Origin of the sequence: Pedobacter cryoconitis (assembly GCF_014200595.1) — a bacterium.
GTDB classification, from domain to species: Bacteria; Bacteroidota; Bacteroidia; order Sphingobacteriales; family Sphingobacteriaceae; genus Pedobacter; species Pedobacter cryoconitis_C.
In genome coordinates this window covers 358,382-374,543 of record NZ_JACHCG010000001.1, presented here as the reverse complement: position 1 = coordinate 374,543, position 16,162 = coordinate 358,382, and the positions used below count along the sequence as shown (strand labels likewise).

14 protein-coding genes are annotated in these 16,162 nt (G+C 38.9%); 4 read left to right on the top strand and 10 right to left on the bottom strand.

The features are described 5' to 3' along the window. Positions 1 to 50 precede the first annotated feature (50 nt). The 3 genes from HDE70_RS01810 to HDE70_RS01800 are packed head-to-tail and all read right to left on the bottom strand — an operon-like array spanning position 51 to position 3,009. Positions 51 to 797: an SDR family oxidoreductase gene (locus HDE70_RS01810; RefSeq protein WP_183887686.1), complete on the bottom strand. Its 747-nt coding sequence runs from the start codon at positions 795 to 797 to the stop codon at positions 51 to 53. Between the two features lie 23 nt (positions 798 to 820). Continuing rightward, complete coding sequence (locus HDE70_RS01805; RefSeq protein WP_183887684.1) at positions 821 to 2,371, bottom strand: DHA2 family efflux MFS transporter permease subunit; 1,551 nt, start codon at positions 2,369 to 2,371, stop codon at positions 821 to 823. A gap of 35 nt (positions 2,372 to 2,406) precedes the next feature. Beyond that, positions 2,407 to 3,009, bottom strand: coding sequence for a TetR/AcrR family transcriptional regulator (locus tag HDE70_RS01800; RefSeq protein WP_183887682.1), 603 nt, complete (start codon positions 3,007 to 3,009; stop codon positions 2,407 to 2,409). A gap of 154 nt (positions 3,010 to 3,163) precedes the next feature. On the opposite strand from HDE70_RS01800, the gene HDE70_RS01795 reads away from it, so the two are divergent. Next, entirely contained in the window at positions 3,164 to 3,559 is a 396-nt protein-coding gene (locus HDE70_RS01795; RefSeq protein ID WP_183887680.1) for a hypothetical protein, read from the top strand. A gap of 66 nt (positions 3,560 to 3,625) precedes the next feature. Here HDE70_RS01795 and HDE70_RS01790 read toward each other — a convergent pair whose 3' ends face one another. The 3 genes from HDE70_RS01790 to HDE70_RS01780 form a co-directional block, all read right to left on the bottom strand. Continuing rightward, positions 3,626 to 5,062, bottom strand: a complete 1,437-nt coding sequence (locus HDE70_RS01790) for an amino acid permease (protein ID WP_183887678.1) — start codon at positions 5,060 to 5,062, stop codon at positions 3,626 to 3,628. A gap of 138 nt (positions 5,063 to 5,200) precedes the next feature. Then, on the bottom strand, positions 5,201 to 6,256 hold the full coding sequence (locus HDE70_RS01785) for an LLM class flavin-dependent oxidoreductase (RefSeq protein ID WP_183887676.1): 1,056 nt from the start codon (positions 6,254 to 6,256) through the stop codon (positions 5,201 to 5,203). Between the two features lie 67 nt (positions 6,257 to 6,323). Next, positions 6,324 to 6,899 (bottom strand): TetR/AcrR family transcriptional regulator, encoded by a 576-nt coding sequence (locus HDE70_RS01780; RefSeq protein ID WP_183887674.1) that lies wholly within the window; start codon positions 6,897 to 6,899, stop codon positions 6,324 to 6,326. 161 nt (positions 6,900 to 7,060) lie between these two features. On the opposite strand from HDE70_RS01780, the gene HDE70_RS01775 reads away from it, so the two are divergent. Next, on the top strand, positions 7,061 to 7,963 hold the full coding sequence (locus HDE70_RS01775; RefSeq protein WP_183867741.1) for a DMT family transporter: 903 nt from the start codon (positions 7,061 to 7,063) through the stop codon (positions 7,961 to 7,963). Between the two features lie 3 nt (positions 7,964 to 7,966). On the opposite strand, the gene HDE70_RS01770 is transcribed toward HDE70_RS01775, so the two are convergent. From HDE70_RS01770 to HDE70_RS01755, 4 genes are all read right to left on the bottom strand, one after another. After that, a complete protein-coding gene (locus HDE70_RS01770) occupies positions 7,967 to 9,103 on the bottom strand; it encodes a cytochrome-c peroxidase (protein ID WP_183887672.1) in 1,137 nt (378 codons plus the stop codon). A gap of 6 nt (positions 9,104 to 9,109) precedes the next feature. Beyond that, positions 9,110 to 10,654, bottom strand: a complete 1,545-nt coding sequence (locus HDE70_RS01765; RefSeq protein WP_183887670.1) for a DUF6850 family outer membrane beta-barrel protein — start codon at positions 10,652 to 10,654, stop codon at positions 9,110 to 9,112. A 3-nt stretch (positions 10,655 to 10,657) separates the two neighbouring features. Continuing rightward, positions 10,658 to 12,013, bottom strand: a complete 1,356-nt coding sequence (locus tag HDE70_RS01760; RefSeq protein ID WP_183887668.1) for a DUF4876 domain-containing protein — start codon at positions 12,011 to 12,013, stop codon at positions 10,658 to 10,660. 108 nt (positions 12,014 to 12,121) lie between these two features. Beyond that, entirely contained in the window at positions 12,122 to 14,845 is a 2,724-nt protein-coding gene (locus tag HDE70_RS01755) for a TonB-dependent receptor domain-containing protein (protein ID WP_183887666.1), read from the bottom strand. A gap of 287 nt (positions 14,846 to 15,132) precedes the next feature. On the opposite strand from HDE70_RS01755, the gene HDE70_RS01750 reads away from it, so the two are divergent. Together HDE70_RS01750 and HDE70_RS01745 are read left to right on the top strand one after the other, a co-directional pair. Next, the gene (locus HDE70_RS01750) at positions 15,133 to 15,876 is read left to right on the top strand and encodes a ParA family protein (RefSeq protein WP_183867746.1); all 744 of its coding nucleotides are present in this window, start codon (positions 15,133 to 15,135) and stop codon (positions 15,874 to 15,876) included. 4 nt (positions 15,877 to 15,880) lie between these two features. Then, positions 15,881 to 16,138, top strand: coding sequence for a hypothetical protein (locus tag HDE70_RS01745; RefSeq protein WP_183867747.1), 258 nt, complete (start codon positions 15,881 to 15,883; stop codon positions 16,136 to 16,138). Positions 16,139 to 16,162: the final 24 nt, after the last annotated feature.

Here is a 16,162-nt window from a genome sequence, read left to right as displayed (position 1 = left end):
CAAAGGCCGTTCTATTTGGATAGAAACGGCCTTTGTTTGTTATATTTCTATTATGCTTCTACTCCGTTTACAGCATTTAAAGCAACCAGAGGCGAAGTGCGCGCCAGTTCATAAACCTGCGCCGTTGCACCTACGTGTATTTCATAGGTATCATTTTCAAAAGCTTCAGCAAATTCTGTAGCCACTTGTAAAGGTGGGATACCATTTTCTGCTCCGCCAATTTCTTTAGAGAATTCAGTATTTACTAATGGCGGCATCAATTCGAATACTTTAACACTGGTGTCTTTTAAAGTCAGACGTAATCCTTGTGTATAGGAATGAACTGCTGCTTTACTTGAACTGTAAGTCAGTACGCGAATTCCTGGCGCGATAGCCACAATGGAGCTCACATTAACCAGTGCGGAAGCTTCTTGTTTGAGCAGTTGAGGCAATAGTTTTTCTGTGAGACGGATCAGGGAAACATAATTGGTATTCATTTCCTCTGCTGCTTTTTCCCATGATTTATTTCCGGCAAATACGTCATAGGTATAAGCAAGTCCTGCATTATTGATCACCACGTTCAGGGTAGGAAAATCAGTGGCAATCCTATCCACTAAAAGATCAACTTCTGCTTCTTGTGTGGTATCGAAAACAATACCTGTCACATTATCGAGTTTAGCTACTGCTGCGTCAAGGCGTTTCTGATCGCGGCCGGTAATGATCACATGATTACCTTTTTCTGTTAATAGTTTAGCGATTTCAAATCCGATCCCAGCAGTTCCGCCAGCAATCAGAATAGTATTATTTGTTGATTTCATCTTTTTATTTATTTATGTTTTTGTTAATGATCTGAGGAAGGGATAACCAGCGGTTTTGCTTTATCACGTTTGGCAACAAAAATGAGCAGGGGCAATACAATGGCAAAAAACAGCCCGATTAATAAATAAGCATCGAGGTAACTGGAAAAGAAGGATTGTTTGACGACTACATTTTCAATCAGCTGCATGGCCTTTTGTTTAGCGTCAAGCAGTCCGAAACCTTTCTGCTGGAATAAGTGGGTATAGGTATTAATTCTTTCTACGGCTACTGGGTTCTCTACTTTAATGTGAGTGATCAGATCCATCCGGTGTAAGGCAACGCGCCTGGCCACATAGGTGTTAATGATAGAGATGCCGAATGACCCTCCCAGCTGACGCATCATATTATTGAGAGATGTACCCTGAGGCATGTCTTTGGCTTCCAGTGAAGACACAGCAAGTGTAGATAAAGGGACAGTGAGCAGTGCCATGCCTATAGCTCTGAATATCAAGTTCAGGGTGATATCAATAGCCGGGGTTTCCAGGTTGATCCTGGACATCGACCAGTTGAAGTAAATAAAGCAGAGAAAGCCTAACAGGATCATGAAAGCGGGAGCCACTCCTTTTTGCAGCAATTTACCGGTAATGATTAGTGCCAGAACAGCTACGATTGATCCGGGCAGGAGTAATAAACCGGACTGCGTTGGGGTAAATCCGAGTAAACGCTGGGCAACTACAGGGGTTAAATAGATAGAGGTATACATGCCCATTCCTGTAATAAAAGTCAGAATGGCAGCTATACTTAAAGATCTGTATTTTAGGATCCTCAGGTTAACGATAGGGTTTTCAATACTTAATTCCCATACTATAAATCCGATGATGGAGAGTGTGGCAATGACGGAAAGGACAATAATATAGCCTGCTGCAAACCAGTCATCGGTCTCCCCTCTTTCTAATACGGTTTGCAGTGATCCAACGCCGGCTATCAGTAGAAATATACCGATCCAGTCTATCCTTTTTAATTGCTGTTTGATAGGTGATTCTCCTAAAAGAAACATACAGGATATAGCAGCAGCGATACCAATGGGAATATTAATGTAAAAGATCCATGGCCAGGAATAGTTTTCGGTAATAAAGCCTCCTAAAGTTGGACCGATGGTTGGCCCGATAAAAATGCCTATGCCAAATAGTGCACTTGCAGTCGCTTGTTTTTCTTTCGGAAACAGTTCGTAAACTACCACAGCTGAGACAGAAAGTAAAGCCCCTCCTCCTAAACCTTGCAGAAAGCGGAAGGCAACAAGTTCCCAGATTCCGGTGGCATTACCGCACATGAAAGAACAGAAGGTGAACAGGATAATAGAGCCGATATAGTAGTTTCTCCTGCCCAGGTTGTTAACTAAGAAACTGGTCATGGGAATAATAATCACATTGGCGATTGCGTAAGACGTGATTACCCAGGAGATATCTTCTAAGGTTGCCCCTAAATTCCCACTCATATAATTCAGGGCAACGTTCACAATCGAGGTGTCAATTAATTCCATTATTGCTGCTGCAATTACAGTGATTAACAGAATCTGACGTTTTAAAGGGCTCATATTATACTGATTGGTATATTTTAGGATAAAAAAAATTAACGCTCAATTTGATCAATAAGGGTTTCTACTGTACTGAGTATATGATCCATTGCAGTCGCATCACCGGTAACTTTGGAAATCATAATTCCTCCTTCTATAAGTGCAATGATGGACAAGGCTGTTTTACGCGGATCTGTATTTGTTTTAAATTCACCATTTAGTATACCTTTTTTTATAATTGTCGTCAGATCACCTTCCCATGTTAACACCGCGTTCGCAGCTCGTTTTCTTAACAATCCGTTGGTATCATCGGCTTCCGTTGCCGTATTGAGTACTGGACAACCTCCCCTGTTCATGGTTTCTTTAATAATCGTTTGATAAACTCTGACATAGGCCATCAGTTTATCGTAACAGGTGGTTGCCTGGTTAACTTCCTGACTTGTTAGCCGGGCGATTCTTGAACAGTTATAATCAAAAACTGCGACTGCCACTTCTTCTTTATTTTCAAAGTTGCCATAAATACTTCCTTTAGTCAGGCCGGTCGCGTTGGTCAGGTCGGTTAAGGACGTCCCGGCATACCCTTTTTTATTAAATATCACCGCAGTACTCTCAATGATAAAGTTCCGGGTACGTTCAGCTTTGGTGTATGACTTATTCATAGTACAAATATATACCGATTGGTATTATAAAAACAAGTATAGCTATTTTTATTACTTCTGTATGGCAATTAATTAATACATAGAAAAATATGGGATTATCCGAATATTAACTAATTTGTAGTTAATTATTAATTCTTAAAAACCTAAACCAATTATGATGAGAAGAAGTACAACTACAATTTTGTCCCTGCTGTTATTCGTTTTACTTTCAAGTTTCAGCCCTGCAAAGCATGGTTTGTTAAAGCCTGTGATTTCGAAAAGCTTAAGTGCCCGCTTTTTTGGAATGAGCGGCCCCAATATCATCAGTGCAAATGGTGGCCCTTACCTGATTAAGGTAACCGGCCTTCCTGTTTCAGAAAGTGGGAATTCGCTGTTTTGTGGAGATAAAATACAGGGAGAACAGTATATAGTCTTTCCTGATGCGGGTGGCAGTGCCGATATTGAAGTTTATGGGTCTAGTTTTAGCAATTTAAGAGGCTCTCAGCGCATCTGGATCGAAGATCAGTATGGCAATACATTGGAAAGCATTTATGTATTTGTAACGAATTAAAAGTTGTTCGTTTCTTATGTAATTGAAAAAGGGGTTCTGAATATTTTCAGAACCCCTTTTTAATATTTAAGCTTGTTGTTGTTTTTTACGCTTAACGAGCAGATAGCAAAGATATAAAAGTATAAGCCAGCCCGGAATAAGTTCCACCGGAAGTTTCATTCCTGTAATCCACATGATGACCAGGATACCAACTAAAAAGATCAGGCAGATATAATTGGATAATGGATAGATAAAGGAAGGGAACTTGGTTTTTACCTGTTCAGCTTGTTTTTGTTTTCTGAATTTTAAGTGCGTGATACTAATCATCAGCCAGTTAATCATTAGTGAGGAAACGACCAGCGACATCAAAATACCCAGCGCTTTTTCTGGCATCAGTTTATTGATAACAATACTGATCGCTACAAATAATCCCGAAACCAGAATAGCTTTTAAGGGCACATGATTTTTATTCAGCTTTGATAAAAAAGCAGGGGCATTTCCTTGTTCTGCTAGTCCAAAAAGCATCCGGCTGTTACTGTAGACACAACTGTTATACACGGACAAAGCTGCGGTTAAAACAATCATATTCAATACATTGGCAATAATACTGGTAAAGAAGAAGGTCTTTCCTAACAGGCTGAATTGAAAACCTTTCAAGCTTTCAAATACCATTACAAATGGACTGCTGTCTGTGGTAATGTTTTTCCATGGGGATAAAGAGAAAAGTATAACCAGCGCACCTACATAGAAAATAAGGATACGGTAAATAACCTGATTTGTTGCTTTAGGGATAGTTTTTTCAGGATTTTCAGCTTCAGCAGCTGTAATTCCAATGAGTTCTAATCCGCCAAATGAGAACATAATCAATGCGATTGCAGAAAGCAAACCTTGATAACCGCCTTTTCCGTCTGAGCTTAACAGCCCTTTCGCAAAAAATCCGCCGTCATTCCAGAGGTTTTGTATACTGGCCTGTTCTCCGCCAGATCCGCTAACCAATAAGTAACAGCCAAAAAAGATCATAGCAATGATGGCTACCACTTTAACAATGGAGAACCAGAATTCTACTTCGCCATAAACTTTAACTGAAGTGAGGTTAAGCGCATTAATGGTTAGAAAAAAGAAAAGACTTGACGACCATAAAGGAATGGATGGCCACCAGAAATGGACATAAATCCCGATCGCTGTTAATTCGGACATACTTACCAGGATATAGAGTACCCAGTAATTCCAGCCGGAAGCAAAGCCCGCAAATGAACCCCAATATTTATAGGCAAAGTGACTGAAACTTCCTGATACGGGTTCTTCTACGACCATTTCGCCGAGTTGGCGCATAATAAAAAAGGCGATGATACCAGCTACTGCATAACCTAAAATCACGGAAGGGCCCGCAAGTACCGCAGCAGGGCCTATCCCTAAAAACAAGCCTGTTCCTATCGCGCCACCAAGTGCTATTAATTGGATATGCCTGTTCTGTAAGCCTCTTTTAAGCTTATTATCGTCAGGTTTTTCGTTGAGTTGTTTCAATTTTTATGGAATTAATCTGATTGTAAATGAGAGTTAATTAGGCACTATATACTAAATTCCAACAAAAATGTAAACTTATATCCATTTGAGCTATTAAAAGGTCAAATAAATTTAAATAGTTTCTTTACGTATTATGGGTTAAATGTGATCACTTTGGGAGTTGCCAGAGAATTCACGTACTTTAGGTGCAATCTGGGTTCCGTAAATTTCGATAGCTTTCATCAGATGACTATGAGAGGGTGCACCAACGTCCAGATGTGCAATAAAACGGGTAATTCCATACAGGTCTTTCGCATACAGGATTTTATCTATAGTCTCTGCTGCATCTCCGACAAACATAGCCCCTGCTTTAGTACGCCCGTAGTCGTATTGGTGCCTTTGAAAAAGTGACCAGCCTCTGCTCAGTCCGATTCTATCCATTTGTCTGGCGTAAAGCGGATAGTAATAATCTCCGATCGCCTGAGAGTCTTCGCCAAATAAAGCGTGTGAAAACATACCAACTTTAAATTCGGCCATATCATGTCCAAATTGCTGGTAAGTATTTTTATAGAGTTCAAATAAGGGTTTAAATCTTTCAAGCGGTGTACCAGCGACAATAGCAAAAATCAATGGCAAACCTAAACGCCCGGCACGAAACACGGATTCAGGTGTACCACCAGCGGCAACCCAAACGGCGAGGTTGTTATTTGTTGCTCTGGGGAATACCTCCTGGTTCACCAGGGACGGACGAAAACGACCTTCCCAGTTTATCTTTTGCACTGCATTGATTTTGAGTAGCAAGTCTAATTTTTCCTCATATAATGCACTATAATCTTGTAAGTCATAACCAAATAATGGAAATGATTCAGTGAAACTTCCTCTTCCCGCCATAATTTCTGCCCGGCCTTCAGAAAGCAAGTCTACCATAGCAAAGTTCTGATAAAGTTTAACTGGATCTGAAGAGCTGAGCACAGTTACAGAACTGGTCAGTTTGATATTTTTGGTTACCACAGCAGCAGCAGCCAATATAATTTCAGGGCTTGGTATGGCATACTCCGGCCGATGATGCTCTCCTACTCCCAAAATATCCAAGCCAACTTCGTCAGCAAGCTTGATTTCTTCCATCAGTTCTGCCAGTCGTTTTTGTGTGGATTGTATTTTACCTGTTGCCGGGTCGACATGTAAATCGCCGAACATACTTATGCCTAATTCCATATTTGTTTGTTTAATTGTTATAGTGTATTAATAGAACGATCGTTCTATTATAAGTCAAAAAAAAATATTATCTTAAACTACCGATAATATTTTTTGCCATGTGTTCTATCATTGCTCTGTCATCGTATAAAGACTGCATGTGCCATAATCCTGCAAATGAGCCTGCAATAAACTGTGCGGCTTGCCTTGCATTCTTTTTCTCGTCTATTTCCCCTGCTTTTTGTGCTTTCAGGATTAAGTCTTCAAAAATTGAAATTAGTGCATTGGTTAACTGTTTTAAAAGTTCTCTGATCTCCGCATCCAGCCGGGCCATTTCAAAAGATGATTTAACAACCATACAGACTTTACCTTCATCAAAAGACCGTTCCAATGCCTTTTTCACAATTTGCCCGATAGCTTTAAATGGAGATTTTTGTCCAAGAGCTGCTTTTTTATATTCGCTGTAGGTTTCCAGCGCATAACTTTGAAGGCTTTCCATAAATAGCTTGTGCTTATCTCCATAAGTATCATACATACTCCCCCGGTTAATCTCCATCTGCCCTACCAGGTCTTGCATAGAGGTAGCGTGATAACCCTTTTCCCAGAATAAATCACGGGCTTTTTCTAATTTCTCTGTCGGATCGAATTCTTTAATACGTGCCATCAGGAGCAAAAGTACATAATCAGAACGATTGTTCCAATTAGTTTTTTATTTAATGTTTTAACGAAGGAAGTTTTATTGCCTCAATGAAGAAAAGATAATCAGAAAATTATTATATCTTTCGTCGTCAATCCGACACCAATAAATTCTAACCTGACATTTGAATGAATACTAAAGTCAAGGGCTATTTTTGGGGATGTATTTCGTCCGCAACTTTTGGCCTGATACCGTTGTTTGCCCTACCTTTAATGCGCAAAGGGATTCCTCATGATTCCCTTTTGTGTTATCGTTTTGCCTGCGCATCTTTGTTGCTTGCGCTCTTTATGCTGTTTAAAAAGGAGTCCTTCAGAATTGCAAAAAGGGAAATTGTCCCGATGGCTATTCTGGGGATATTGTATGCTTTATCCGCACAATATTTACTGGTAGGTTATGATTATCTGGGCGTAGGTACTGCTTCTACTATCCTATTTATATATCCGGTCTTTGTCGCTATTTTAATGGCGGTATTCTTTAAAGAAAAGATAAGTCTGATCACTATCGCAGCCATTGTAATTGCCTTTTTGGGCGTTTCCTTATTGTATAAGGGCGATAATGGAATGACACTGAATTTATTAGGACTTGGCGCAATCTTAATTGCAGCACTTTCGTATTCAGTTTATATTGTAGCAGTGAACAAATCAAGAATACAATTCATGTCGGGATATAAACTCACTTTATATGTGATGGCTTCCAGTGCTGTTTTTTTTCTGTTTAAAGCACAATTGACTGTGGGTTTACAGCCATTACCAGACACCAGATCAATTGTCGAATTGGTTATGCTGGCCTTACCCACCACAGCAATATCATGCGTTGCCATGATATTTGCCGTGCAGTATGTGGGTTCTACGGTAACTGCAATATTGGGGGCTTTGGAGCCTTTGGTTGCTGTTGCAGTTGGTGTAATCGCGTTTCAAGAGGCTATTACACAAAATCTTGTACTAGGGATGTTATTGATCCTGATCGCAGTGATTATGATTATTCTTTCTGATTATCTGCACAAGAAGTTCAGAACACAAAGAGTTGTATAAATTCTATTTAGGTAATTCGGGTGTTGTTATTCTCCATGGCTCAGTAGTAATAGCAGCTAAAAAGGAAATAATAGCATCCCTTTCTGTTTTTGTCAGATTTAATCTTTTGATATGTACATCTGTTTTTGGAAAAAGCGGATCATTCAATTCCTCTGGTTTTTGTTTTGGCTGAGGCATACCATTATTGTACATATTCATTACGCCCTCGATATTATCAAATAAGCCATTGTGGAACCATGGACGCGTCCGCAATACGTTACGTAACCCCGGTGTCCTGAACTTGCCAACGTCTTCAGGGTTTTTAGTCACATTATAACGGCCAAGGTCTTCGTATTTTGCCCGTTTATAGTAAGTTAATCCTAGATTATGAAAATCATCGTCCGTAAATAAAGGGCCACTGTGACAGTTCATGCAACGGGCTTTGGTACGAAACAGGTGTAAACCCTGAATTTGCTGATCAGTCATTCTTTTGGTATTGCCTTCCAAAAAGTAATCGAAGCTGCTTTTACGGCTGGTAAAGGTAAGTTCATAACCTGCAATCGCCTTGGCTATACGCTCTTGTGTGATTTTTGCATCCCCATAAGCAGAAGAAAATAGCGCAGCATATCCTTTGATTGCTCTTAATTTAGCGGGTAACAGTTTAAAATCCTGGTGCATTTCAATGTCTGATCCAATTGGCCCCTCTAACTGTTTTTCCAATGAGTTAGCCCTTCCATCCCAGAACAGGTTTTTAAAATACCAGATATTTTCAAGGGAGGGTGCATTGCGGGAGTTTGCAGCCTGATCGTGTCCTAAAGATACTTGTCTGCCATCAGACCAGTTCATTTCGGGTGCATGGCAGCTGATACAGGAGATCTGATTAGATCCTGATAGTCTGGGGTCATAAAAAAGTACTTTGCCCAATGCGACCAGATTCTTGGTTAAAGGACTTCCTTCACTGATTGGAGCATTAGGAACAACACCTAGTTCCTGCCATTTTACACCGGAATCAATTAAAGGTTTTGGCCAGCTGGAAGGTGATTGATTGTATATGTTTCGGAGTGAATCTGCTGAGATACCATCATTCTGGTTAAAACTATCAAACGATAGTTGGGTTAAAATCAACAGAAAAAGACCTATAATTAATAATACGCGCTTCATGTGTGTTTAAAAGTAAAGATTAAAGCCCAGAGAGACATCTAATCTGTTTTTTGATGGATTAAAACCTGTGGTAATTGGTCTTTTTCCATCGGATAATGAATTGATATAAAATACATTCAGGCTTAAGCCGCTTTTAGTATTCCTGATTAAACGGGGACTGCTATATTTCACCTTGAAATCAAGGGTTCCTGCGGTTGAAGTGTAATAAGTATAATCCGGATAAATGATATTATTTGCAAATACATTATCGGTAACGGGTACATTGATTTCATTGCCTGCGGGTAACCTTAAGCCAGGTGAAAGGGTTATTGATAGCCTGCTTTTGTCTGAGAAAGAATTATATAAAGTCCCGCTCAGCCCTGGTTGGATATAACCAAATACAGTAGAAATATCAGATGCGATATCTTTTTTATTAACGGTGTTATAAAGCACGTTAAAACCTAATTCTATCTTTTTAGCTGCATTAGAGTTCCTCAATATTGTATATTCTACAACTATCTTTTGATGGTTATATTTATAATTGCTTAACCCAAATAATTCCAGATAATTATGGTCATATCCATCCTGGAGTTGCAGTGTTACTTGCAGTTGATGCTGATAATTGAATGTATTCAATCCAGCTAATAATCTGGCGTTATAACTATTGAGTATAAAAGTTCCGTATTTATTGTTATTTGCAGATTGATCTTTTGCATTCAGGTTATCCTGTGTTTGTTTCGTATAATTTATACCTGTATTGATATAGGCCTGATTGGTATGATAAGCATAGTTTATACCAAATCCGCTGATCTTGTTCTGACGCTCTATTTTACCAGCTCCAAAAGGAATTTGATAACCATAGCCCATCAGCAGATAGTTAATACGGTCAGGATAATCCGGACTCTGAGCAGAATATTGTTTACTCATATAGGAAATAGAATTGTTCTCTTTACCATAACCCAGGTTAAGCTCTGCTCCGATCACATGGTTACCCTGCTGATATAAAAGCTGCGGATTAACAAGTAACTGGAAAGTTTGTACCGAAGGACGCGGGTCAACCGAACGTGAGGCTGTATTGTAATCATAGTCTGCACCCGCAGCTAAAAAAAGTTTATCTTTTATTAATCTGTAAGTCAGCAGTCCACCAAATTTATAATGGAGCCGTTCATATTTCCCTGCCTTACCAGCAGCAAAATAATATGGGGTAGCCTCATCGGGTACGCCTTGCATAGTCCAGGCCAGGCTATCCTGCCAGGTTCTTTCGAAATCAAAATATCCGGCCATTTTAAACCTTCCCAGGGTTTTGATCCCACTGGATTGGAATGCAATGCCATGACCGCTTTCGGCAGTCTGCGCAGTACGAAAGTGGCCTTTTTGCATTTTATAATTCAGAGAAACTATACTTACATTCTGCTCATCATTGGCAAGCAATGATGCGGCGTTCTGCTCACTATCATTGAGTTTAAGCAGGCTTTGCTTAAACAGGTAAATACTGTCTGCGGGTTCTTGCTTTTGTGCAAGAACTCCAACAGACAGGGTCATAAAAAAGCATCCTATAAAAAATCCTTTCATGAATTAATTGATAAATGAAGCGGCAGATTTAGAGGCATCTGCCATATTCAATACACCGAAATCATTGGTAGAGTTATTCGTATCCTTTAAAACTACACGACCGTTAATAGTTTTATTTGTTCTACGGGCTACTGATTGAGAAGAGTAAGCTCCCTTTGTGACATAGGTTTCACCTGCATCAACGCTATCATTCATATATTTTGGTACTCTGTTAATTGCAGTAGTCTGGTTTAAACCTACACCATCAATCAATACATTAACCAGAACCTGGATATAAGTTTTTGTAGATGCAATGATCTGTACTACATCCGGAGTTGGAAATCTGCCCCATATTTTAGGACTAATGGCACTTTTAAAGATAACTACTCCATCACGTCCATTGTTATCTAATACAAGATCCCGGTTCGCTCCGGCATCTATTACAGTTACATTAGGTACAGCCGGGTTATCTAAATCTGAAGCCAGCCTGTTGATGCCAGGCTGATCACCAAGATATACTTCAAAATCAGCTTTACTTAAATCAACAGTCAGCGATGGATCTTTAACACCAATTGCTTTTCCGTCAGCTCCGGTATAGGGTACTTTATGGTTGAGTGCATTCGCTGCAATGATTATGCTCGTTCCTGGTAAAATCGGATATTGTTTACCTGTTCCGGGAATCATAAATAACGCAGACATATAAACGTAATCTGAATTGGCTTTACTGTTATTCATCTGAATAGATTTAGTCCAGTCGTATTGTCCTGTAGGTAAATAATATCCTTTGTTAAAGTCTATTTTATTAAGTGCGGTACTGACGTTGATTGTCTGACCAAAATACAGGCTATCTGCATAGAGCGTTACATTTGAATTGTTGTAAATCTCGATGAATTGATCACGGAAAAGGGCTCCGTTAGTAACGTGTGAACCAGCATAATAAATTTGTTTAATCACCAGATCACCAACACGTCCGGTTTTTAAAACGATAGACAGGCTGCTATTCTGCGACAGGCTCTGACGGCTCAGGGTCCCATTAAAAACAATCGCTTCAGTGAGGTTAGTACCTGCTTTCGCATTGTAATCAGCGGCAGCGATGGTCTGCACTGCGGCAATATCATAATTACCAGGCGCCACATTCTTAAATTCAACGGTTCCATCTGCTGCGGTAACCCCGGTATAAGCTTGTGTGGTCGTAATATTGGTTATTTTCACCTGTGTCTTTTCCAGGCTCAAACCAAGGTCGGTCTGCTCAGTTTCATAACTCAATTTGATATTTATAGTAACCGGCTTTACATCCGAATTTGTTGAGGAATTGTCTTTTTTACAGGCTGTCACACTCAGTAAAAGAATTAAGATCAGATAGTAACTGTTTTTTTTCATTTTTATATAATTGTTTTTTAATGGTTATGAAGCTATCATGATTTTATATCCACTTCGTTATGTGATTTGAAAAATCATGCTGGTTTCATTGTATGTATTTATATTAAATTAAAATTTGAAAGCTATTTCTCCGCCAACATTTACCGGATTATTATAGGTTGTAAAAGAATTGGCTATAGGATTATAATACTTTGGCATCAGGTTTAAAAAGTTATAGGCGTATACGGAAATCCTGAATTTCTTTTTCACTTCTTTTGCAATACGAAGGCTCATATTTACATAGGCAAAGGGAGGAGACTGGGAACTATTGGCTTTTGCTGAAAATGGAGAAAGAAAGCCATAGTCATAATTATCAGGACTAAATTGTTCAATAGCATGATAACCTCCATCTTTATCAAGATAAGCGATGGGCTCACCAGTACGGCCGAGCGAATTTCTCCTGTTTTTCCAGTAAATATCAGCGAGTACACTGACTACAAAACCTAACTTAGGGATATGTGTGTCTGTACTTATTTTGGTGGTAATGTCTAATTGGCTGAATTCACTCGCTTTGAAAATACCATACCAGGCTTTTCTCCCCTGCTCTTGAAAACTAATACCCGCCTCATTAATTTCATACCCCTGATTCTTATAATAACTATAACCAACGGAGGTATTCATATTGAAGGAAGTTTGTATAGCCGCAATCTTCTTTGTGCTGAAAAATAGTTCTATACCATAGTTATCAGATTGCGAATTATTGGTAATAGCGTTATCAGTTAACCCAGTATATCTTTTATAATTTCCGGTAGCCTGATAAATAGGTTTTCCTCCTTCAACGGGAGTATAACTGTATTCTGGAAGTACAAGCTGTATAAAATTTTTCTCTGACGTAAATCCATCTCTGTTTTTTTTGATATAGCCGTATACAGAAGTCGTGAAAAACGAATAATTCGCAGATGCCCCCAGTTCTAATTGTTTCGACAAGGACGGTTTCAGCTTACTGTTATCATGGGTTACTCTTTCTGTGTGAACCAGGTACAGGCTTTGATTAACATTACCATTGTATACATTAAGCAAAGGAATATCAAAATAAGTTGGCGCAGGATAACGTTGCGACATCCCTGGTGCCTTTGCAGAAAGTCCATAGGCAGCTCTTAAAGACCAGGTTTTACTCAGTTGATAAGAAAGGTTAATTCGTGGTTGAACACTTGCGGAACCATTTTGCAGATCATACCTGATCCCTGCATTGGTTGTCAGCAAATGATTGAATAACAAATAGTCCGCTTTATCTTGTAAATAAAATCCAGCGTTTAAAATATTGTTTTGCAGATCGAAATTATAAGGACGTTCACTTTTTGTTCTGTCAGTGTTTGCACCAGGAAATTTAGGATCTGCAATTACCCCCTGACCACTATTACCTGCCACATAAAAATTGCCACCTAAAGAGACGGTATGTTTAACCGCTCCGGTATTAAAGTTGTTGTCCAAGCTCAGATTAGCACTAAAATTATAAGGTTCACCTATAATATGATCTATAGCGAGATAATTTCCAGGTATATAATAACCTTCATAAGTTCCAGTTGTGTCTTTATCTGCCACCCCCTCTACAGCCTTGTTCAACTGAGACTGTGTATAACTATTGCTATATCCTTTATCAAAGCTCATTCCCAGGGTAATATTTTTCAGATAAGGGCTTCGAAGGCTTAAACTTGTTCTGTTAGTTACTGATAACCTGCGATCCATAGAGAACGTTGCCCGTTGTTCATTGTCATCGGGATCAACCTTCGAGTTATCTTTTTTATAGGAATAATCTAATGAGAGTGTATTACGAAGATTTGATAACATGTTTACGCTCCACATCAGGCCTCCGTTTATTCTTCTATAGTTTTTCACACTGTTACGCGGGTCTTGTATACTATTCAGGTAATTCATACTGATGTTTAATGCCCCTGCTTTTTTACCAAGGTTCAATCCTTTGGATAAGGAATAATTGGTTGAACTGCCATTCATCCGCATCGTAAATTCATAAGGTGTTTCACCTGCTTTTCGCTGAATAATAATAGCACCGTCGGTAATTTCACCATATTTTGCTGAGGCTACACCAGAAATAACTTCTATACTTTCAATGTTATCAGATGGAATATTTCTGATGTCCAAGCCTCCAAATGGCGAATCATAGGCCGGATTACCGGTACCCGGATCTTTATGGTTGATAATGGCTCCTCCAGTAAGACCACGCATACCTACATTCCGGGTCTGCATATTTGCATCGTTCGCTTGCCTGAAGCCATCTACATAAATGGCTACACCCAAAGAGTTATTCGCTTCTTGTGTAGGATCTCCGGAAACAGCAGAGCGCAATGTTATATTCTGACGGTATTGCAGGTCGGGTGCGGCCATCTTTTTACCGGGCAGATTGTTTAAGATATCAGCCAGACTGTAGGCTTGAACCTGCTCGATAGCCTGCCGGTCAAAAATTATAGCGGAGTTCGAAATGTCACTCTTTTTACGCTCTGAGGAAACATTTACATTTTCTAAGGTCAAACTCAGTTCTTGCAGCACGAAAATTTCCGGGGTATTCCATGCTTCTTTTGGAATTGTTTTAGTGATGGTTTGTTTGCCAACAAAGGAAATCCGCAGGGTCACTGGTTCATCACCCAATTGACTTTGCCGCAGACTGAATATACCGGTTTCAGTTGTATAGGTATTTATTTCTCTTTCATTTACATAAACCGATGCATATTGTACCGGCCTGTTCTTAGTGTCTACCACTTTTCCATTTAAGCTGCCTGATATGGTCTGGGCATAACTTGTAGTGGAGATCAACATTAAAAATAATAATCTTCTCAAATTTATTTAGACTAATTCCAATTAAACGACAAAGAAACTAATTATAACAAGAAAATCATAGACCGTTTTAGTATAAAAATCCGGGTTAAAATTTAACCAAAATGAAAATCAGCTTTGTTTTTTCTCTGTTAGCATCAATTTTGCTTTATGTCTATTCAAATTTCTTTTAGTCTCATTTATAAATGATTAACAATAAATGAATGTTTATCTGTAAAAAATAACCATAAATACATTTAGATATCAGTACATCTTTGTATCATTGTCTCATTGTATAAAGACACATTCACATGAAGATTATAGCGATTATAAACCATAAAGGTGGTACAGGAAAAACGACCTCTACACTGAATATTGGTGCGGGTTTAGCACGTGCAAAAAAGAAAACTTTATTGATTGATATTGATCCTCAATCAAATTTAACAGAGGGTTTAGGCCTGAGGGATGTTAAAGTATCTATTTATGATAGTATAAAAGATGATACTGCATTACCTATTGAATCAATCTCGGAATACCTGGATATCATCCCCTCTTCTTTAGATTTACTGGGAGCTGAAATTGAACTGGTTTCCAGGCTTGGAAGAGAAACTATTCTGAAAAGATTGCTGAAAGCTGTAGAAGGAAAGTATGATTATATACTGATCGATTGTGCACCTGCTTTAGGTATGCTGACGGTTAATGCATTGGTTGCGGCAGACACGGTAATGATCCCATTAGAGGCTGAGTATTTTGCTTACAGAGGAATTGACCGCCTGGTTTCTATTATTTCTGATGTCAGAAAACATTACAATGAAAACCTGACGATTGGCGGTGTGTTTATCACTAAAATCAATCCAAGAAGAATTATTACCGAGCAAATTACCGAGAGCATCAAAAAATATTTCAATGATAAATTATTTGATACTTCTATCCGTATAAATGTAGCCTTGGTAGAAGCGCAGTTAAAAGGGATAGATATTTTCGAATATGCTCCGGCATCAAATGCTGCAACAGATTATGCAAATCTGACAGATGAAATTATAGCTAAAATATAAGCACATGGCAAAGAAAAACTTAGGGGATATAGAAGATAATAACAAAAACTTAGGAGGTGTATCTGCCTTATTCAATTCTCCATTAAAAGATAACAATACTAAAGAGGAGAAGCAGGTTGTTCAACCTGATGAAGAAATAGTAACTTACCCTTTAAGACTTAAAAAGAGCTCTTTAAAGGCATTAAAAATATTAGGTGCACAGCGGGGAGTAACTGTAAGAGAATTGATCCTGTCGCTGGTAGAGAAGGAATACGAGGTATAAATTGATAGCCTTACAGAGAATTGA